Below are 18,811 nucleotides of genomic sequence, written 5' to 3' on the forward strand. Positions count from 1 at the left end.
CTATCGCCTATCGCCTATCGCCTATCGCCTATCGCCTATCGCCTATCGCCTATCGCCTATCGCCTATCGCCTATCGCCTATCGCCTATCGCCTATCGCCGGAATAAAAAAACGCCCCGGTGATTTTCATCACCGGGGCGTTTGATATTTTTCTTTAGCGAGAATTACTTCGCTAGTGCGTCGCTACCGTGTTCACGGATTTTGCTTAGCAGAGGCTTAACTACGCGTGCGTTACCAGCAACGATGTTGCCAGTCACAAGGTGGTTAGTGTTGCCAGTGAAGTCAGCACAGATAGCACCAGCTTCGCGAGCGATTAGCTCACCAGCAGCAATTTCCCATGGCTTAAGACCTAGGCGGAATACACCGTCAACACGGCCAGCCGCTAGGTAACATAGGTCTAGGGCAGCACAGCCAGACATGCGCATATCGTCACACTCTACGAATAGAGCGCTCTGGATTTTCATGAAGCTCTCAGAGTGCTGCTTGGCAGCAAACGGTAGGCCAGTAGCCAGAGTCGTACCAGTTAGGTCGCGAGGCTGAGATGAACGGATACGCTGGCTGTTTAGCTGCGCACCTGCGCCACGAGTTGCTGTGAATAGCTCGTTGCGTGCTGGGTCGTAAACCGCTGCCACTTCAGTGCGGCCGCGCATACGTAGTGCAACAGAGATTGCGTAGTGAGGGTAACCACGAACGAAGTTCTTGGTGCCATCCACTGGGTCAATGATCCACTGGCATTCTTTGTCCTTGCCTTCAATCGTACCGCTTTCAGCTGCAATGATGCAGTGTTCAGGGTATGACTTACGGATAGTGTCGATAATGATAGCTTCTGCTTCGTTATCGATGTTAGTAACAACATCATTGCCTTTGTTGGCTACTTCAATAGCTTGTGATTTTTCTAGAGATTTAATGACATGGTCACCAGCCTTTCGTGCAGCACGAATGGCAATATTCAGCATAGGATGCATAGGATCTTCCCAACGGATGTTAAAGAACTAAAAAGCGGCGGCGAGTATATCAGAGCTAGGGCAAAAGGGAAGTGGTTATTTTTTATTCGTAGCCCTGAAGTATGTTATGGCGACTGGGTTTTGCTCAGTTAGTGAGGGGCAAATCGTTATTGGTATAAAGTTTTTACATGTTTTCACCATTTTTAAAATGCCTGTGTTAAAATCTGTCGGTTCGATTGATAGAGTTGAAAGTAGCACCTCCTATGTTAGATAAAGTCAGTGTCGTTCTCGTAGGCACCTCACATCCCGGCAATATCGGTTCAGCTGCCCGCGCGATGAAAGTGATGGGGCTAACCAACCTGGTTCTGGTTGATCCTGCCTGTGAAATAGATGAAACAACCCACGCACTGGCGGCGGGTGCTTCTGATATCGTTGAGCAAGCAAAAATCGTATCTAGCCTTGATGAGGCAATTGCTGATTGTGGCTTGGTGGTTGGCTCAAGTGCCCGCTCCCGTACGCTGGAGTGGCCGCAGTTGGATCCCCGTGAGTGTGGGATCAAAACCATTGCCGAAGCACCTACCCATAATGTCGCTATTCTGTTCGGCCGCGAACGCACCGGTCTGACCAATGAAGAATTACAGCGTTGCCACTGCCACGTATATATTCCGGCTAACCCTGAATATAGCTCGTTGAATTTGGCGATGGCGGTACAAACGGTAAGCTATGAAATCCGCATGGCTTTTTTGGAATCGGAAAAATTCCAATCGCAACAGAAGGTTGAGGAATATCCTCGGATGAAGGAGCTGGAAATGTTCTACCAGCACCTTGAAAATGTTGCGACCAAGACCAACTTTATCAGTAAAGACAAGCCATCAATGGTGATGACCAAGATGCGTCGCCTGTTTTCCCGGGCAAGACCGGAATCACAGGAGCTGAATATCTTGCGTGGTATCCTTTCTTCTATAGAAAAGTCACTCTCTCGCCCAGAGAAATAGACACAAACTCTGAATGGTTAAAAGCCTGAGTAAATTACTCAGGTAAATACTTGACCGTTTTAGTCAGGTATGCGACACTCGCTCCATAAACAAACGTGGGTAGCGGTGTGTTATGAGATTGACATCAAAAGGAAGATACGCAGTCACGGCCATGTTAGACGTGGCTTTGCACTCTCAGGATGGTCCGGTTCCTCTGGCTGATATTTCAGAACGTCAGGGGATCTCATTATCCTATCTAGAACAGTTGTTCTCTCGCCTGCGCAAGGCTGGTTTGGTAGCCAGTGTTCGTGGACCGGGTGGGGGATATCGCCTCGGCGAAGATGCCAACGACATTGCTGTCGGTATGGTGATCGCTGCCGTCGATGAATCCGTAGATGCGACTAAGTGTCACGGTAAAGGAGACTGTCAAGGTGGCGTGCGTTGCCTGACACACACGCTATGGCGTGACTTGAGCTCCCGTATCAGCGGCTTTTTGAACAACATCACTCTTGGTGAGTTGATGCAAGACAATGACGTACAAGAAATTTCCGGTCGTCAGGACCAGATTCTAACTAAGTCGTCATTTGGACATAAAAATACACACGACAACACCTCAATCGGTGTCGATGTTCGCTCCTAGAGACCAGACGTCCGTGTTTTCGGAGATGAAGATGAAACTGCCAATATATTTTGATTATTCCGCTACTTGCCCAGTAGATCCTCGCGTTGCAGAAAAAATGGTGCAATGCATGACCATGGATGGAAACTTCGGTAACCCGGCTTCTCGTTCTCACCGCTTTGGTTGGCAGGCTGAAGAAGCGGTCGATACCGCTCGTGAGCAGATTGCTGAGCTGCTAAATGCAGACCCGCGCGAAATCGTATTTACTTCAGGTGCAACTGAGTCAGACAACCTGGCTATCAAAGGTGCAGCCCACTTCTACGGTAAGAAGGGCAAGCACGTGATCACCTGTAAAACAGAACACAAAGCTGTGCTTGACCCATGCCGCCAGCTAGAGCGTGAAGGCTACGAGGTAACTTACCTAGAGCCTGAAGCAAATGGCATTATCGACATGGCGAAACTGCGTGACGCGATGCGTGAAGACACGGTGCTAGTGTCAATCATGCACGTGAACAACGAAATCGGTGTTGTTCAGGACATTGCAGCTATCGGTGAGCTATGCCGAGAGAAGAAAGTTATCTTCCATGTCGATGCAGCCCAGTCTGCTGGTAAGCAAGTGATCGATGTGCAGAACATGAAGATCGACCTGATCTCCCTGTCTGCCCACAAAGCTTATGGCCCTAAAGGTATTGGTGCCCTTTACGTACGTCGTAAACCGCGTATCCGCCTTGAAGCACAGATGCACGGTGGCGGTCATGAGCGTGGTTTCCGCTCTGGTACTCTGGCTACCCACCAAATCGTGGGTATGGGTGAAGCGTTCCGTATCGCCAAACAAGAGATGGACAAAGACTACCAGCACGCCCTTGCCCTGCGCGAGCGTATGCTGAAAGGCCTTGAAGGTATCGAAGCGATGACCATCAACGGTGATCTGGAGCAGCGCGTACCGCACAACTTGAACATTAGTTTTGCCTTCGTCGAAGGTGAATCACTACTGATGGCACTGAAAGACCTTGCAGTATCATCTGGCTCGGCATGTACATCTGCCAGCCTTGAGCCGTCTTACGTTCTTCGCGCCCTTGGTTTGGACGATGAACTGGCACACAGCTCAATTCGTTTCTCTTTCGGTCGCTTCACGACGGAAGAAGAAGTAGACTACGCAGTTTCACAGATCCGCGGTGCGGTAGAGAAACTACGTGACATGTCTCCGCTTTGGGATATGTATAAAGAAGGTATTGACCTAAACACGGTCGAGTGGGCACACCACTAATCTTGCGGTCATCACGTATTCGAGGAAACTGTCATGGCATATAGTGAAAAAGTTATCGATCATTATGAGAACCCGCGTAACGTAGGCTCATTTGATAAAAGCGACAAAAATGTAGGTAGCGGCATGGTGGGTGCACCTGCCTGTGGCGACGTAATGAAACTTCAGATCAAAGTGACTGAAGAAGGTATCATTGAAGATGCCAAGTTCAAAACGTATGGCTGTGGTTCTGCGATTGCTTCAAGCTCACTGATCACTGAGTGGGTAAAAGGTAAGACGCTAGACGAAGCTGCTAGCATCAAGAACTCAGCGATTGCTGAAGAACTTGAGCTTCCACCTGTAAAAGTTCACTGCTCAATCCTTGCGGAAGACGCAATCAAAGCAGCAGTAAGCGATTACAAGAAGAAACACGAAGATTAATTCTCAAAGGGTTGTTGTATGGCCATAACGATTACTGAAGCGGCAGCAAGTCGCGTAGCTACTTTCCTAGAAAACCGAGGAAAAGGCATCGGCCTACGGTTGGGTGTCCGGACTTCAGGTTGTTCAGGAATGGCCTATGTACTGGAATTTGTTGACCAGCTAGATGAAGGCGATCAGATCTTTGAAGAAAAAGGTGTGAAAATCATCATCGATGCCAAGAGCATGGTATATCTGGATGGTACCGAGTTGGACTTTGCCAAAGAAGGTCTCAACGAAGGTTTCCAGTTCAACAACCCTAACGTGTCCAGCGAATGCGGCTGTGGTGAAAGCTTCAACGTATAATCGCTGAGCCAATTGAACCTGATTGCTGCCTTTTCTTAAGGGAGAATCAGGTTCAATTATTTTCAGACTCAGTTTTTACAGAAACTCACGCGCTATGAATCATTTCGAACTCTTTGGGCTACCTTTTCAGTTTCAGCTGGACGGTAGCCTTCTTGCAACACAGTTCCGCGAACTGCAGCGTCACTTCCACCCGGATAATTTTGCTACGGCATCAGAACGCGATCGTCTGATGGCGGTACAGAAAGCTGCGCAAATCAACGATGCCTTCCAGACGTTGAAAAATCCTATCTCCCGTGCAGAGTACATGTTGTCGGTTAACGGCGTAGATATTCGGGGTGAGCAGAAGACGTTGCAGGATCCTGCCTTCTTGATGCAACAGATGGAGCTGCGTGAAGAGCTGGAAGAGATCCCTGAGTCGAGCGATCCACAAAGCGCGTTGTTTGATTTTGAACAGCACGCCTCAACCCTGTACAAGTCACAGTTGGTTGAACTTGAGCAATTACTTGTTGATGAAAACTGGGAAGTGGCGGCAGACGCCGTGCGCAAGCTGAAATTTATTGTTAAGCTGCGTGAAGAAGTCGAGCGCTTGGAAGATAGCCTGCTTGATTGATTTTGTCCAAGCCCGGTATAAACACCACAGGAACGAAAATGGCACTGTTACAGATTGCTGAACCCGGTCAAAGCGCTGCGCCGCACCAACATAAGTTGGCGGTGGGTATTGATCTGGGCACTACAAATTCTCTCGTGGCTGCAGTACGCAGCGGCGTTCCGGAAACACTGAAAGATGAGCAAGGTCGTGCGATTTTGCCATCGGCGGTTCATTACAGCGAAAGCGAAGTGGTTGTTGGCCACGATGCCCGCGATATCGCCCAGCAGGATCCGGCCAATAGCATTATTTCTGTTAAGCGTATGATGGGCCGCTCTCTGGCGGATATCCAAGCACGCTACCCGCAGATGCCATATCAGTTCAGTGCAACGGATAACGGTTTGCCCCAACTGATCACCCGTGGTGGTGAAGTTAACCCGATTCAGGTGTCGGCTGAAATCCTCAAGACACTTAACCAGCGTGCACAAGATACTCTGGGCGGTGAACTAGAAGGTGTGGTGATCACTGTCCCTGCCTACTTTGATGATGCCCAGCGTGCGGGTACCAAAGATGCGGCTAAATTGGCAAACCTCAATGTACTACGCCTGCTCAATGAGCCGACAGCTGCAGCGATTGCTTATGGCTTGGATTCAGGTCAGGAAGGCGTGATTGCTGTCTACGACTTGGGCGGTGGTACATTCGATATTTCTATCCTTCGCTTGTCGAAAGGTGTGTTTGAAGTGATGGCAACCGGTGGCGATTCCGCCCTGGGTGGTGATGACTTTGACCACCTGCTCGCTGATTGGATTGCCGAGCAAGCCGGTATCACTGAGCGTGATGCGATTGCCCAGCGTAAATTACAAGATGCGGCGCAGGCAGCGAAAGAAGCCTTGTCTGATACCGACGAAGTGCCGGTAGATGTACTTGGCTGGCAGGGCACAGTCACCCGTGAGCAGTTCGATGCCTTGATCCAACCTTTGGTGAAAAAGACCTTGATGGCTTGCCGCCGTGCATTGAAAGATGCTGACGTCAGCGCAGAGGAAGTTATTGAAACCGTTATGGTGGGTGGTTCGACCCGCGTTCCTTTGGTTCGTGAAATGGTGGGTAACTACTTCGGCAAAGAGCCGCTGACTTCTATCGACCCTGATCAGGTGGTGGCGATTGGTGCCGCTATCCAGGCTGATATCCTAGCGGGTAACAAGCCGGATGCAGACATGTTGCTGCTGGATGTGATCCCACTGTCGCTAGGTATTGAGACCATGGGCGGCATGATCGAGAAAATCATCCCGCGCAACACGACTATTCCTGTCGCGCGTGCCCAAGAATTCACCACGTTTAAAGATGGCCAGACTGCAATGTCAGTGCATGTGGTACAGGGCGAGCGTGAAATGGTCAGTGACTGCCGTTCACTGGCACGCTTCACATTGCGTGGTATTCCTGCGATGGCTGCAGGTGCTGCGCATATTCGCGTGACCTACCAAGTAGACGCCGATGGTTTGCTATCGGTGACCGCGATGGAGAAGAGCAGTGGCGTACAGTCTTCTATTCAGGTCAAGCCGTCTTACGGCCTGACTGATGATGAAATCGCGACGATGATCCGCGATTCAATGACCTTTGCCCAGGACGATAAAGACGCCCGCGCCCTTGCCGAGCAACAAGTGGAAGCGGACCGTGTACTGGAAGGGTTGATTGCAGCGCTGGCTCAGGACGGTGAAACCCTACTGAGCAAAGAAGAGCGCGACGAGCTGGAAGCCGTAATGATGGAACTGGTTCAATTGCGTCAGGGTACTGATCCGCACGCGATTGAAGCTGGAATTAAGAAAACAGATAAGGCAAGTCAGGAATTTGCATCTCGCCGGATGGATCAGTCTATCCGCCGTGCCCTGGCTGGTCAGTCGATTGATGAGGTTTAGGCATGCCTAAAATTGTTGTATTACCCCATGATGAGCTATGCCCGGAAGGCGCAGTGTTAGAAGCGCAGGAAGGCGAGACAATCCTTGACGTGGCTCTGCGTAACGGTATTGGCATTGAGCATGCGTGTGAAAAATCCTGTGCATGTACTACCTGCCACTGTATCGTTCGTGAAGGCTTTGATTCACTTGAAGAAAGTGATGAGCTGGAAGATGACATGCTGGATAAGGCATGGGGATTGGAGCCTGAATCACGTTTGGGTTGCCAGGCCAAGGTTGCCGACGAAGATCTTGTTGTTGAGATTCCCAAGTACACCCTGAACTTGGCGTCGGAAAACCACTAAAACCCGATACTTATTGAAGCCCTGATGGTTATACCCTCAGGGCTTTTTTTATGCCCGAAAGATCGTTGTTTGTAGTGCTACGTTGGCTAAACTAAAAAGGCTAGAGGCTAGAGGCTAGAGGCTAGAGGCTAGAGGCTAGAGGCTAGAGGCTAGAGGCTAGAGGCTAGAGGCTAATTCGAAGAGGAGAGAATGATGGGCTTGAAATGGATTGATTCACGGGACCTGGCTATCGAGCTGTCCGAACTGCATCCGGATGTTGATCCGGAGAAGATCCGCTTTACCGACCTAAGAGAGTGGATTTTGGCGTTGGATGACTTTGACGATGACCCGAAACATTGTAGCGAGCGGGTATTGGAAGCGGTGCAAATGTACTGGATTGAAGAAGCAGACTGATCATTTGGGTTGTTTATTTCCCTTCTTGTAGACCCACCTCCTTATGATCTTGCTCTTAGTCTCGTTGTAAACAGCTTGTTTCTTGGCTGCAACCAAGGCAGAGTAAGATAAATTCTGAAAACTGGCTGATAGGCCATATTTTCAACTATATTGTCCTCCCCTTAGCGGGAGAGCAGCTCGGAACGTGCTGAAATCGCTGTGAAACCCCTTGTAATGCTAAAATGAACCCCAATAACAACTGTTATAGCGGGTAACATCATTGTCATTCATTTGTTATCCAGATGCATGCAAGATAATGTATTCAGGCGTTAGGCACGCCCTATCTCATCTCGTTACCGCGCCATAGCTGCGGGGTAACATCAATCCAAGGAGTAATTCATGTCTGCCAAAATGAGTGTGCTATTGTCTGCGGAAGCAGCGGGTGAACAATGGGGCAAGAACGCCCTGGTAACCTTTGAAGCTGACGGTGCGCTAGTACACCTGACAGAAGAAAATGTGCTGCCTTCTTTGCAGCGTGCGGGCCGCAAGCTGGATTCACAAGGTATCAAGAAGGTCGAACTGGCTGGTGAAGGTTGGGATCTCGAGTGTATTTGGGCATTTGTCCAGGGCCACCGTAATGCTAAGCCGGGTAACGAAGTTAGCTGGAGCGGCCTGTCAGAGGCAGATGAAGCTGAACTTCAGGCACGCCTGATGGCAACCAACTGGGTACGAGAGATCATCAACCAGTCGGCAGAAGTGGTGCGTCCATCGCAGTTGGCTTCTCGTGCGGGCGAATTTATCAAGTCGCTTGCCCCGGAACATGTTACTTACAAAATCATCAAGGGTAACGATCTGTTGGATGAAGGCTGGAACGGTATCCATACTGTTGGCCGTGGCTCAGAGCGTTCGCCTGCAATGCTACGCCTTGACTATAACCCAACGGGCAACTCCGAAGCGCCGGTCCATACTTGCTTGGTCGGTAAAGGGATCACCTTCGATTCTGGTGGCTACAGCATGAAACCATCGGCGGGTATGACGGCGATGAAAGCGGATATGGGTGGCTCTGCGTTGGCAACAGGCGCACTGGCACTGGCTATCGCCCGTGGTACCAACAAACGTATCAAGTTGATCCTATGCTGTGCTGAGAACATGGTATCTGGCCGTGCCTTCAAGCTTGGCGATATCATTACCTACAAGAACGGCAAAACAGTTGAGGTGCTCAACACCGATGCTGAGGGCCGTTTGGTATTGGCTGATGGCCTTATCTATGCAAGCAGCCAGAACCCAGAGCTGATCATCGACTGTGCGACCCTAACCGGCGCGGCGAAGAATGCGCTGGGCAACGATTACCACGCGCTGTTTAGTTTTGACCACGGTCTGGCACAGAAAGCCCTGATGGCAGCAAGTGATGAGAACGAAGGTTTGTGGCCGCTTCCTCTGGCTGATCACCACCGTGCAATGATGCCTTCTAACTTTGCAGACCTGAGCAATATCTCCCAGGGTGACTTCATGCCAGGTGCAAGTACGGCTGCCGCATTCCTGTCTTACTTTGTTGAAGATTACCAGAACGGCTGGATGCACATCGATGCCAGCGGTACTTACCGTAAGTCTGCAAACGACAAATGGGCTGCAGGTGCGACAGGTATGGGGGTACGTACACTAGCCAACATCCTGTGTGACCACGAACAAGACTAAAACTAAAAAGACTTATTGCTGCCGCCTAAGGGCGGCAGCTTTTTTCAGGAAGAAAGTATGTTAAAAATTTCATTATCGTCAGCCCAATACGAAGGTGTATGGGGTGACAAAGCGCTGGTGGCGTATGAAGCTGACGGCGCGGTTATTCATTTTACCGGTGATTTCCCATTGCGCCGTATCCAACAGGCTGCCCGTCAGTTGCAGTCACAGGGGATCACCGCAGCTAGCCTGGAAGGTGAAGGCTGGAGCTATGAGCGCCAATGGGCGTTCTATTGCGGTTTTGCCACGCCAAAAGCCGAAGTGGTATTGCGTTGGGCCTCGATTGACGAGGACGAACTTGAACTGCTCAATGCCCGCCGCCGCAGTGCTGACTGGGTGCGTAAAGTGGTCAATGCCACACCGGAAGATATGTATCCAGAAAAGCTTGCGGATGAAGCCGTATCTTTCTTGTCTGCCATTGCCGGCGACGCCCTCTCCCATGAGGTAGTGGTGGGTGATGCTTTGGCTGAGCAAGGCTGGATAGGGACCCACAGTGTTGGTCGTGCTAGCAGCCGGCCACCTGTTATGCTGACCGTAGACTTCAATCCGACGGGGGATGCCAATGCTCCGGTTTCTGCTTGTTTGGTCGGTAAAGGGATCACTTTCGACTCAGGTGGTTACAGTATCAAACCGAGTGCCGGTATGGTTACTATGAAGTGCGATATGGGTGGTGCGGCCACTGTAACGGCTGCCTTGGGGTATGCTATCGAGCAAGGTTTGCGCCAACGTGTGAAGTTGATCCTGTGTTGTGCCGAAAACCTGATTGCCGGAAACGCCTATAAGCTTGGTGATGTGTTAACGTACAAGAATGGTCAGACGGTAGAAATCGTTAATACCGATGCCGAAGGGCGTTTGGTATTGGCTGATGGTTTGATTGCGGCCAGTGAAACCAAAGCGCCACTCATTATTGATGCCGCGACACTGACCGGCGCTGCGATGATGGCAGTGGGTACTGACTACAATGCGTTGTTTGGGCTAGACAAGGAGTTGGTGTTCAAGGCACAGCAACTGTCTGATTTGGTTAACGAGCCTGCATGGCCGTTGCCGCTGGAAACCTGGCACCAGTCGAACTGCCCGTCATACTACGCAGATACCGCCAACAGCCGAGTGCAAAAAGGTGGCGGTATGGGCGGCGCATCTAATGCTGCCGCTTTCCTGTCGCGTTTTGTTGATACCGACAACTGCGGCTGGGTCCATTTTGATTTGGCGGCTTGCTTCCGTGACAGTGCCGATGCCCGCTGGGCGGCAGGTGCAACCGGGGTAGGTGTGGCCAACATAGCAGCGATGCTGCTTTAGAAGATTTAAGCCTGAGGGGAAATATAATAATGACAATTGAAAGAACATTCTCAATCGTAAAGCCAGATGCCGTTAAACGTAATTTGATTGGTGCTATCTACAACCGGATCGAAAAAGCAGGCCTTCGCGTGGTGGCCGCCAAGATGATCCACATGGATGCCGATAAAGCCAAAGGCTTCTATGCCGAGCATGAGGGCAAGCCATTCTTTGATGATCTAGTGGCGTTTATGACGTCTGGTCCTGTAATGGTGCAGGTACTGGAAGGTGAAAATGCCGTGGTACGTTACCGCGAGCTAATGGGTAAGACCAACCCGGAAGAAGCCGCTTGCGGTACGTTGCGTGCTGACTATGCCCTGAGCCTGCGCCATAACTCAGTACATGGTGCTGACAGCCCGGTCTCTGCCGCACGTGAAATCGCCTATTTCTTTGCTGATGATGAGATTTGCCCTCGCGGCTAAGTCAGCCTAGTCATTCAATCAGTCAAAATGAAACGGGAAGCTATACGCTTCCCGTTTTTATTTGCCTGACAGTCGTAACCACGCTGGTTAACAAGTGGAATCTCACCGTCAAAGCCTGTACAATTTCGCGCCTTATAGCCAAGTGACTTCAGGTCTTCCTCGCTGAATTTAGCGCCTTGCAGTTACTTGGCTATAAAACCAAACTGATAAACAGGCTGGTGGAAAAAGCCACTTGCTGTGGGTTTGGTATTCAAAGGTCCTGTCGTATACCGCGAATGGGTATGCCCAAGGCACAGATAACGTCACGTAATTTAAAGAGGCAACAACCGATGACAACTGTTAAAACGAATCTGCTGGATTTTGATCGCAAGGGGCTGCGAAAGTATTTTGCCGAGGAATTGGGCGAAAAAGCCTTCCGTGCGGATCAGATTATGAAGTGGATTTATCATTTCGGTTGTGATGATTTCGATCAGATGACGAACATCAACAAGAAATTGCGTGAAAAGCTAAAGCAAGTTGCTGAAATCCGTGCGCCATATGTATCGGAAGCGCAACACTCTAGTGATGGTACTATCAAGTGGGCCATGAAGGTTGGCGATCAGGATGTAGAAACGGTCTATATCCCAGAAGATGACCGCGCGACGCTGTGTGTATCGTCTCAGGTGGGTTGTGCGTTGGAATGTAAATTCTGCTCAACGGCCCAGCAAGGCTTCAACCGTAACCTGCGCGTGTCGGAAATCATTGGTCAGGTTTGGCGTGCAGCCAAAGAGATCGGTGTAGAGAAAGAAACGGGCCGTCGCCCAATTACCAACGTGGTAATGATGGGTATGGGTGAGCCTTTGCTTAACATGAAGAACCTGATCCCAGCTCTTGAAATCATGCTAGATGATCTAGGTTTCGGCTTGTCCAAGCGTCGTGTAACAGTTTCAACGTCGGGTGTTGTATCAGGCCTTGATCAGATGACGGGCAATATAGATGTCGCCCTGGCGATTTCTCTCCACGCGCCGACCGATGAGCTTCGCTCTGAAATCATGCCAATCAATGACCGCTGGAACATCGACGATTTCCTTGCTTCGGTACGTCGCTACATTGCATCGTCGAATGCTAACCGTGGCCGGGTTACAGTGGAATATATCCTGCTTGATCATGTTAATGATGGCATGGAACATGCGCGTCAATTGGCAGAAACGTTGAAAGATACCCCTGCGAAAGTAAACCTGATCCCATTCAACCCTTACCCAGGTTCGCCGTACAAAAAGCCGAGCAACTCGCGTATTGATCGCTTCATGAAGACCCTGATGGAGTATGATTTTACGGTGACGGTACGTAAGACCCGTGGCGATGATATCGACGCGGCATGTGGACAATTGGTAGGCGATGTGATTGACCGCACGAAACGCACCCAAGCTAAGGCTCAAAACGGTGAACAAATCCCGGTAAAATCAGTCTAATAGACGGTTACCTTGCTGGGGTGGGTGACGAGCCTGCCCCAGTTGCACTTTGATATGGATATTAAGGCGGGATTGGGATGGTTCGATGGAAGAAGTGCCTATTATTGTGTAGTTTATTGGCCGGTTGTGTTACCGTCGATGAGTCTGGAAATACCCCACAGAGCATTAACAAGGAAGAGGCAGCAGAAGCCAGAGTGACCCTTGGGCTGGGATATTTGGAACAAGGACAATGGCAGCGGGCACGGGATAATTTCGAACTTGCCCTGCAGTATGCCCCGCAGTATTACCGGGCGCAAAATGCCATGGCCTATTACTACCAGCGGGTGGATGAGCCAGAGTCAGCGGAAAAAATTTACCGCCAAGCTCTGAAATATTCACCAAAAAATGGCGATGTAAGAAACAACTATGGTGTATTCTTGTGTAGTCAGGGACGCTATGATGAGGCGATCGACCAGTTTGAGAGCGCCATCAAGCAACCATATTATTACCTGACTTCGACCAGTTATGAAAATGCGGCGTTGTGTAGCCTAGAGCAGGGTAACCAACCTCAGGCTCGGGGTTATTTTGATAAAGCTTTGGCTTATGACCCATACCGAGCCAAGTCTATGCTGCAGCTGTCGAAGTTGGATATTGAGGCGCAGAACTTCAAGGAAGCTCGCGTCAGGCTGTTTAAATTTAACAAGAGATACGGGTACAAGGCCGACAGCCTATGGCTGTTGATCCAGCTTGAACAGCAAGCTGGCTATGATAGCCAAGCGGATAAATATGCTGGCATTCTCAAAGCCCAATACCCGGACTCTCTGCAATATCAAAACTATCTAGCCAATGAATACTGAACAGAACGAAGAACGATCAACAGAAGAAATCATTCTTCCAGGGGATATGCTGCGTCAGGCTCGAGAGAAGCTAGGCTATTCACAGAAGGATGTTGCAAGCCGATTGAGGCTCCGCCTCTCGGTGGTCAGTGATATCGAAAACAACCAATTCGAAGAAGCGCAGCTCGCCACGTTTACCCGTGGTTATGTGCGTTCCTATGCCAAATTTGTCGGTTTAGATGAAGCCGAGGTTCTGGCGAAGCTGGATCAGCAAGGCCATGCTCAACCTCAAGAGCAGGAAATGCAGAGCTTTTCGCGTCGTACCAAGCGTGAAGCGCACGATAATCGAATCATGCGTTTGACTTGGGTGCTGGGCGCACTGTTTATTGGCCTCACTGGTATTTGGTGGTGGCAAAGCTTGCAGATGACCCCAGAAGCGGAATTCACTGCCGCTCCGGCTGAAGTCCAGGCGCTGGATGAGTCAATTGCCAATGCTGGTAATGGTTCAAGCACTTCGGTTTTGACGACAGTGTCTGAGTCGGATGCCGAGGAAACCGCGAGTGTTTTGACTACGGTTGAAGCCGAACCGGTCCAGTTGCCAGAAATTGAGCCCGAGCCGCAGGCAAGCTTTGAAGACAGTTTCACCGAACCGCAAGAACTGGCAGATACCGATGTCGACAGTGCGGATAGCTTGGCGGCAGAGCAGTTGAGTGATGTGGTATCGGAAGACGAAACCGCAGTCGCAAGCTCAGATCTTGAGTTGAGCTTTACCGGTGATTGCTGGATCGATATCCGTGATGCTAATGGCCGCCGTTTGGATACTGGTATCAAGAAAGCCGGTGATGTCCTTAAACTGGATGGCAACGAACCATTCCGCGTGGTGCTGGGTGCACCGAGCGTTGTAACCATGAGCTACAAAGGTGAACCTGTTGATTTGAGCAGGTACCCTGCAGGTAAAGTGGCGCGATTGAAACTGCCGCAGTAAAGAGTAGATGTAATGCATAACGAGTCTCCAATTAAACGCCGTCAGTCCACCCGAATCTATGTCGGTGATGTGCCAATCGGTGACGGTGCACCTATTGCGGTGCAGTCCATGACTAACACCCGTACCACCGATGTGGCTGCGACTGTTGCCCAGATCAAAGCGCTGGAAAACGTCGGTGCGGATATCGTCCGTGTTTCTGTGCCTACTATGGATGCGGCCGAGGCGTTTAAGCAAATCAAACAACAGGTGAATATCCCGCTGGTGGCGGATATTCATTTCGACTACCGTATCGCCCTGAAAGTGGCGGAATACGGCGTAGACTGCCTGCGTATCAACCCGGGTAATATCGGCCGTGAAGATCGTATCCGCGCGGTAGTGGACTGTGCTCGTGACAAGAATATCCCAATCCGTATCGGTGTTAACGGTGGTTCTCTTGAGAAAGATATCCAGCAGAAATACGGTGAGCCGACACCGGATGCCTTGGTAGAATCTGCCATGCGCCATGTGGATATTTTGGACCGCCTGAACTTCGACCAATTCAAAGTGAGTGTTAAGGCATCTGATGTGTTCTTGGCGGTAGACTCTTACCGCAAACTGGCTCAGCAGATCCAGCAGCCGCTACACTTGGGTATCACCGAAGCCGGTGGTGCGCGTGCCGGTGCGGTGAAATCAGCTGTTGGCTTGGGTATGCTGCTGTCGGAAGGTATCGGTGATACGTTGCGAGTATCGCTAGCGGCCGATCCTGTTGAAGAAATCAAAGTGGGCTTTGATATTCTGAAATCACTGCGCATCCGCTCTCGCGGCATCAACTTTATTGCCTGCCCAACTTGTTCACGTCAGGAATTCGACGTTATTGGCACAGTGAATGAGTTAGAGCAGCGACTGGAAGACATCACAGTACCAATGGATGTCTCCGTGATTGGTTGTGTGGTTAATGGCCCGGGTGAGGCAGAAGTCTCCCATCTGGGTATTGCCGGCGGCAACCGTAAAAGTGCGTTTTATGAAGATGGCCTGCGCCAGAAAGAGCGTTTCGATAACGACAATGTTATTGAGCAGCTGGAAGCTAAAATTCGTGCTAAAGCATCAATGCTGGACACAGCAAACCGCATTGATGTGACAGAAAAATAACGAAATTGACAAGAATCGCCCCGACTCGCGTTGGGGCGGTTCACTATTTGCGTTATAACCTATATATTCAACTCCATTCCCCATCGGTTAACGAGAATAAACGTGGCGAAACAAATTCAAGCAATTCGAGGCATGAACGACTGCCTTCCAACCCAATCTCCGCTTTGGCAGAAAGTGGAATCGACCATTAAACAAGTAGTGAGCGCGTACGGTTACAGTGAAGTCCGTATGCCTATCGTTGAATCGACGCATTTGTTTAGTCGGGCAATCGGTGAAGTAACGGATGTTGTTGAAAAGGAAATGTACACATTTGATGACCGCAACGGTGACAGCCTGACTCTGCGTCCTGAAGGGACTGCGGGCTGTGTACGTGCGGGCATCCAGAATGGCCTGCTATACAACCAAGAACAGCGCCTGTGGTACACCGGCCCAATGTTCCGCCACGAGCGCCCGCAGAAAGGCCGCTACCGTCAGTTCCACCAGTTCGGTGTGGAAGTGTTCGGTCTGAATGGTCCGGATGTTGACGCAGAACTGATCATGATGACAGCCCGTATGTGGCGTGAACTGGGTATCGACAAGCACGTTCGCCTTGAGCTGAACTCTATCGGTTCGCTAGAAGACCGTGCTAACTACCGCCAGGCACTGGTGGCATTCCTTGAGCAGCACATCGACATTTTGGATGAAGACTGCAAGCGCCGTATGCACACTAACCCGCTTCGTGTATTGGATACCAAGAATGCTGCTATCCAGGAAGTGCTAGTCGATGCACCTAAGCTATCAGACTACCTAGGTGAAGAGTCAAAACAACATTTTACCGGTTTGTGTGAACTATTGGACGCGGCAGGTATCGAATACCAAGTAAATGAACGTCTTGTTCGTGGTTTGGATTACTACAACCGCACGGTATTTGAGTGGATCACTGAAAGCCTTGGGGCGCAGGGTACGGTATGTGGCGGTGGACGCTACGACGGTCTTGTTGAGCAACTTGGTGGCAAAGCGACACCAGCAGTGGGCTTTGCGATGGGTCTTGAGCGTCTAGTGCTTATGATGGAAACCCTAGAGTTGACTGATGTACGTCGTCCAGTTGACGTCTACATGGTAACCGCTGGCGAAGGCACTATGATGGCAGGTATGAAACTGGCTGAGAAGCTACGTGAAGATGTACCTGGCCTGCGTGTGATGAGCCATTTCGGTGGTGGTAACTTCAAGAAACAATTCAAGCGTGCTGATAATGTCGGCGCGGCAGTGGCACTGGTATTGGGCGAAAATGAAATCGCTGAAAATACAGTGGTAGTTAAAGATCTTCGCGGCGGTGAGCAAACCACGATGGCGCAAGACGATGTGGCAGCAAAGCTGGCCGAATTGATTTAAGAGAGGACAGGAAGTGGACGGCAATATCACAGAAGAACAACAAGTTGAACAGATAAAGGCTTGGTGGAAAGAAAACGGTAAAGCCGTTGTTCTCGGTACTGTGATTGGTTTGGGTGGTCTGTTTGGCTGGCGTTATTACCAGTCGGAAGTTCAATCAGCCAAGGAGCAGGCATCTGATGCATACACCCAGGTGGTTAACCGCTTGGAAAGTGGTAGCGAATCTGCCGTTGCTGATGTGCAGGCGTTTATCGCAGCCCATGAAAGCAGCCAGTATTCTGTACTTGCGTCATTGCAACTGGCCAAAGCGCAGGTAGAAAATGGTGACTTGGATGCAGCCGCTGAACAGCTGAACTGGGCAATTGCCAATACCCAAGATGTAGCGATTCTACCTATCGCCCAAACCCGCTTGGCTCGTATCTATGCTGAGCAGGATGCCTTTGACAAGGCGTTGGCTGAATTGGACAAAGTTACTGCTGAAAGCTGGGCGGCGAAAGTTGCTGAGCTTCGTGGTGACGTCCTGCTGCAAAAAGGTGAGACCCAAGCAGCGCGTGAAGCTTATGTTAGCGCACAACAGCTTGGTGCTTCTCCTGCCCTGCAGATCAAGCTAGACGACTTGGCACAATAAGGTAGAGCGTATGCAGAAGGTGTTGAAGCAAGCTATTTCGGTTGCCTTGGCTGTAGGTCTGCTTGCTGGTTGTGCCAGCGAGGAAGACACTATCCAAATGGCACCGTTGCCGGTAGTTGAAAACACGTTTACCCCAGTGCAGGGATGGAGCAGCAAGGTAGGGGATGGCGTTGGCCACTTCTTCTCCAAGCTTACCCCAGCGGTAGGTTATGGCAAGGTATTTGTCGCTGACCGCAACGGCCTGGTCAAAGCGCTGGATCCAGATACGGGTTCGGAAATCTGGCAGCAGGATCTTGAAGGGGATATCCCGGCAAGATTGGCCGGTGGAATTTCGCTTTCCTACGGCAAGGTGTTTATCGGCTCGGAAAATGCCGAGGTGATTGCCCTTGATGAAGAAACCGGTGAAGTAGCTTGGCGTCAAACAGTAGAAGGCGAAGTCCTGTCTAAGCCATTGGTTGATGAAGGCTTGGTTGTTGTTAATACTAGCCGTGGTATTTTGCAGGCGCTAGATGCCAACACCGGTGAAAGCCGTTGGCAGCTTGGTAGTGAACTGCCGACACTGACCCTCCGGGGTGACAGCTCGCCAGTTTCTATTTCTGGTGGTGTCTTCTGGGGACAGGCCAATGGCCGTTTGGCTGGTGCTTTGATGGGCAACGGCCAGATGCTGTGGCAACAACCTATCGGTTCACCGAAAGGCGGCACAGAAATCGACCGTCTGGTTGATGTCGATGCCTCGCCAGTTATCGATGGTGAGCGCCTGTTCGCCCTTGGTTTCAACGGTAGCTTGGTCTCGATTGATCTGCGTACTGGTCAGGCGGCATGGAAACGTAATTATTCCTCGGCGACTGACTTTGCCATTGATGGGAGTCAGCTATATTTGATCACAGATAAAGACCATGTTGTTGCGGTTGATACCCGAAGCGGCACGGAGCTGTGGTCTAATAGCCAGTTGGAACACCGTTTGCTCAGCGCCCCTGCTGTGATCAACGGCTATCTTGTTGTTGGTGATAGCGAAGGTTACCTGCATTGGATCGATCCATACACGGGTGACTTTGTTGCCCAGCAGGAAATCGACGGCAGTGGTATTGCGGTACCACCAGTCCGGATGAGCGATGGCTACTTAGTGATCACTCGAGATGGGCGTATTAACAAAATGCAAATGCCTTAATTTGCC

General features: G+C 50.5%; 20 protein-coding genes. 19 read left to right on the plus strand and 1 reads right to left on the minus strand.

Features of this window, described 5'->3' with window-relative positions:
- Positions 1–163: 163 nt before the first annotated feature.
- The gene (gene suhB, locus BIZ37_RS11510) at positions 164–964 is read right to left on the minus strand and encodes an inositol-1-monophosphatase (protein ID WP_187461636.1); all 801 of its coding nucleotides are present in this window, start codon (positions 962–964) and stop codon (positions 164–166) included.
- A gap of 242 nt (positions 965–1,206) precedes the next feature.
- On the opposite strand from suhB, the gene trmJ reads away from it, so the two are divergent.
- From trmJ to bamB, 19 genes are all read left to right on the plus strand, one after another.
- The gene (trmJ, locus tag BIZ37_RS11515; protein ID WP_187461637.1) at positions 1,207–1,938 is read left to right on the plus strand and encodes a tRNA (cytosine(32)/uridine(32)-2'-O)-methyltransferase TrmJ; all 732 of its coding nucleotides are present in this window, start codon (positions 1,207–1,209) and stop codon (positions 1,936–1,938) included.
- 112 nt (positions 1,939–2,050) lie between these two features.
- A complete protein-coding gene (gene iscR / locus BIZ37_RS11520) occupies positions 2,051–2,557 on the plus strand; it encodes a Fe-S cluster assembly transcriptional regulator IscR (RefSeq protein WP_107301177.1) in 507 nt (168 codons plus the stop codon).
- Between the two features lie 31 nt (positions 2,558–2,588).
- Positions 2,589–3,803, plus strand: coding sequence for an IscS subfamily cysteine desulfurase (locus BIZ37_RS11525; protein WP_187461638.1), 1,215 nt, complete (start codon positions 2,589–2,591; stop codon positions 3,801–3,803).
- A 33-nt stretch (positions 3,804–3,836) separates the two neighbouring features.
- Complete coding sequence (gene iscU, locus BIZ37_RS11530; RefSeq protein ID WP_107301179.1) at positions 3,837–4,220, plus strand: Fe-S cluster assembly scaffold IscU; 384 nt, start codon at positions 3,837–3,839, stop codon at positions 4,218–4,220.
- A gap of 18 nt (positions 4,221–4,238) precedes the next feature.
- Positions 4,239–4,562, plus strand: a complete 324-nt coding sequence (gene iscA, locus BIZ37_RS11535) for an iron-sulfur cluster assembly protein IscA (RefSeq protein ID WP_107301180.1) — start codon at positions 4,239–4,241, stop codon at positions 4,560–4,562.
- 94 nt (positions 4,563–4,656) lie between these two features.
- A complete protein-coding gene (gene hscB / locus BIZ37_RS11540; protein WP_187461639.1) occupies positions 4,657–5,172 on the plus strand; it encodes a co-chaperone HscB in 516 nt (171 codons plus the stop codon).
- A gap of 38 nt (positions 5,173–5,210) precedes the next feature.
- The gene (gene hscA / locus BIZ37_RS11545; RefSeq protein WP_187461640.1) at positions 5,211–7,061 is read left to right on the plus strand and encodes a Fe-S protein assembly chaperone HscA; all 1,851 of its coding nucleotides are present in this window, start codon (positions 5,211–5,213) and stop codon (positions 7,059–7,061) included.
- 2 nt (positions 7,062–7,063) lie between these two features.
- A complete protein-coding gene (gene fdx / locus BIZ37_RS11550; RefSeq protein ID WP_036816639.1) occupies positions 7,064–7,402 on the plus strand; it encodes an ISC system 2Fe-2S type ferredoxin in 339 nt (112 codons plus the stop codon).
- Between the two features lie 192 nt (positions 7,403–7,594).
- Positions 7,595–7,795 carry a Fe-S cluster assembly protein IscX gene (gene iscX / locus BIZ37_RS11555; protein ID WP_187461661.1) on the plus strand — a complete coding sequence of 67 codons (201 nt, stop codon included), beginning with the start codon at positions 7,595–7,597 and terminating at the stop codon, positions 7,793–7,795.
- Positions 7,796–8,173: 378 nt separating this feature from the next.
- Positions 8,174–9,469, plus strand: coding sequence for an aminopeptidase PepB (gene pepB / locus BIZ37_RS11560; protein WP_187461641.1), 1,296 nt, complete (start codon positions 8,174–8,176; stop codon positions 9,467–9,469).
- 57 nt (positions 9,470–9,526) lie between these two features.
- Positions 9,527–10,804 (plus strand): aminopeptidase PepB, encoded by a 1,278-nt coding sequence (pepB, locus tag BIZ37_RS11565; RefSeq protein ID WP_187461642.1) that lies wholly within the window; start codon positions 9,527–9,529, stop codon positions 10,802–10,804.
- A 29-nt stretch (positions 10,805–10,833) separates the two neighbouring features.
- Positions 10,834–11,262 (plus strand): nucleoside-diphosphate kinase, encoded by a 429-nt coding sequence (gene ndk / locus BIZ37_RS11570; protein ID WP_107301186.1) that lies wholly within the window; start codon positions 10,834–10,836, stop codon positions 11,260–11,262.
- Between the two features lie 329 nt (positions 11,263–11,591).
- Positions 11,592–12,713 carry a bifunctional tRNA (adenosine(37)-C2)-methyltransferase TrmG/ribosomal RNA large subunit methyltransferase RlmN gene (locus tag BIZ37_RS11575; protein ID WP_107301187.1) on the plus strand — a complete coding sequence of 374 codons (1,122 nt, stop codon included), beginning with the start codon at positions 11,592–11,594 and terminating at the stop codon, positions 12,711–12,713.
- 77 nt (positions 12,714–12,790) lie between these two features.
- Positions 12,791–13,549: a type IV pilus biogenesis/stability protein PilW gene (gene pilW / locus BIZ37_RS11580; RefSeq protein ID WP_187461643.1), complete on the plus strand. Its 759-nt coding sequence runs from the start codon at positions 12,791–12,793 to the stop codon at positions 13,547–13,549.
- Positions 13,539–14,513 (plus strand): cytoskeleton protein RodZ, encoded by a 975-nt coding sequence (gene rodZ / locus BIZ37_RS11585; protein ID WP_187461644.1) that lies wholly within the window; start codon positions 13,539–13,541, stop codon positions 14,511–14,513. The genes pilW and rodZ overlap by 11 nt, the downstream gene beginning before the upstream one ends.
- Positions 14,514–14,525: 12 nt before the next feature.
- A complete protein-coding gene (gene ispG, locus BIZ37_RS11590) occupies positions 14,526–15,641 on the plus strand; it encodes a flavodoxin-dependent (E)-4-hydroxy-3-methylbut-2-enyl-diphosphate synthase (RefSeq protein WP_187461645.1) in 1,116 nt (371 codons plus the stop codon).
- Between the two features lie 102 nt (positions 15,642–15,743).
- Entirely contained in the window at positions 15,744–17,012 is a 1,269-nt protein-coding gene (hisS, locus tag BIZ37_RS11595) for a histidine--tRNA ligase (protein ID WP_187461646.1), read from the plus strand.
- Positions 17,013–17,025: 13 nt separating this feature from the next.
- Positions 17,026–17,637, plus strand: a complete 612-nt coding sequence (locus BIZ37_RS11600; protein WP_187461647.1) for a YfgM family protein — start codon at positions 17,026–17,028, stop codon at positions 17,635–17,637.
- A 10-nt stretch (positions 17,638–17,647) separates the two neighbouring features.
- Positions 17,648–18,805, plus strand: a complete 1,158-nt coding sequence (gene bamB / locus BIZ37_RS11605; RefSeq protein WP_187461648.1) for an outer membrane protein assembly factor BamB — start codon at positions 17,648–17,650, stop codon at positions 18,803–18,805.
- The last annotated feature ends 6 nt before the right edge of the window (positions 18,806–18,811 follow it).

The sequence above is a fragment of the Photobacterium sp. BZF1 genome (genome assembly GCF_014349205.1).
GTDB lineage: Bacteria > Pseudomonadota > Gammaproteobacteria > Enterobacterales > Vibrionaceae > Photobacterium.

Bases quoted from the DNA above. Each gene is read 5' to 3' on its own strand.
- hscB (WP_187461639.1), top strand. From the start codon at position 4,657: ATGAATCATTTCGAACTCTTTGGGCTACCTTTTCAGTTTCAGCTGGAC.
- iscX (WP_187461661.1), top strand. From the start codon at position 7,595: ATGGGCTTGAAATGGATTGATTCACGGGACCTGGCTATCGAGCTGTCC.
- pilW (WP_187461643.1), top strand. From the start codon at position 12,791: ATGGTTCGATGGAAGAAGTGCCTATTATTGTGTAGTTTATTGGCCGGT.
- iscA (WP_107301180.1), top strand. From the start codon at position 4,239: ATGGCCATAACGATTACTGAAGCGGCAGCAAGTCGCGTAGCTACTTTC.
- hscA (WP_187461640.1), top strand. From the start codon at position 5,211: ATGGCACTGTTACAGATTGCTGAACCCGGTCAAAGCGCTGCGCCGCAC.
- pepB (WP_187461641.1), top strand. From the start codon at position 8,174: ATGTCTGCCAAAATGAGTGTGCTATTGTCTGCGGAAGCAGCGGGTGAA.
- BIZ37_RS11575 (WP_107301187.1), top strand. From the start codon at position 11,592: ATGACAACTGTTAAAACGAATCTGCTGGATTTTGATCGCAAGGGGCTG.
- rodZ (WP_187461644.1), top strand. From the start codon at position 13,539: ATGAATACTGAACAGAACGAAGAACGATCAACAGAAGAAATCATTCTT.
- ispG (WP_187461645.1), top strand. From the start codon at position 14,526: ATGCATAACGAGTCTCCAATTAAACGCCGTCAGTCCACCCGAATCTAT.
- iscU (WP_107301179.1), top strand. From the start codon at position 3,837: ATGGCATATAGTGAAAAAGTTATCGATCATTATGAGAACCCGCGTAAC.
- ndk (WP_107301186.1), top strand. From the start codon at position 10,834: ATGACAATTGAAAGAACATTCTCAATCGTAAAGCCAGATGCCGTTAAA.
- suhB (WP_187461636.1), bottom strand. From the start codon at position 964: ATGCATCCTATGCTGAATATTGCCATTCGTGCTGCACGAAAGGCTGGT.
- trmJ (WP_187461637.1), top strand. From the start codon at position 1,207: ATGTTAGATAAAGTCAGTGTCGTTCTCGTAGGCACCTCACATCCCGGC.
- bamB (WP_187461648.1), top strand. From the start codon at position 17,648: ATGCAGAAGGTGTTGAAGCAAGCTATTTCGGTTGCCTTGGCTGTAGGT.
- pepB (WP_187461642.1), top strand. From the start codon at position 9,527: ATGTTAAAAATTTCATTATCGTCAGCCCAATACGAAGGTGTATGGGGT.
- fdx (WP_036816639.1), top strand. From the start codon at position 7,064: ATGCCTAAAATTGTTGTATTACCCCATGATGAGCTATGCCCGGAAGGC.
- BIZ37_RS11525 (WP_187461638.1), top strand. From the start codon at position 2,589: ATGAAACTGCCAATATATTTTGATTATTCCGCTACTTGCCCAGTAGAT.
- iscR (WP_107301177.1), top strand. From the start codon at position 2,051: ATGAGATTGACATCAAAAGGAAGATACGCAGTCACGGCCATGTTAGAC.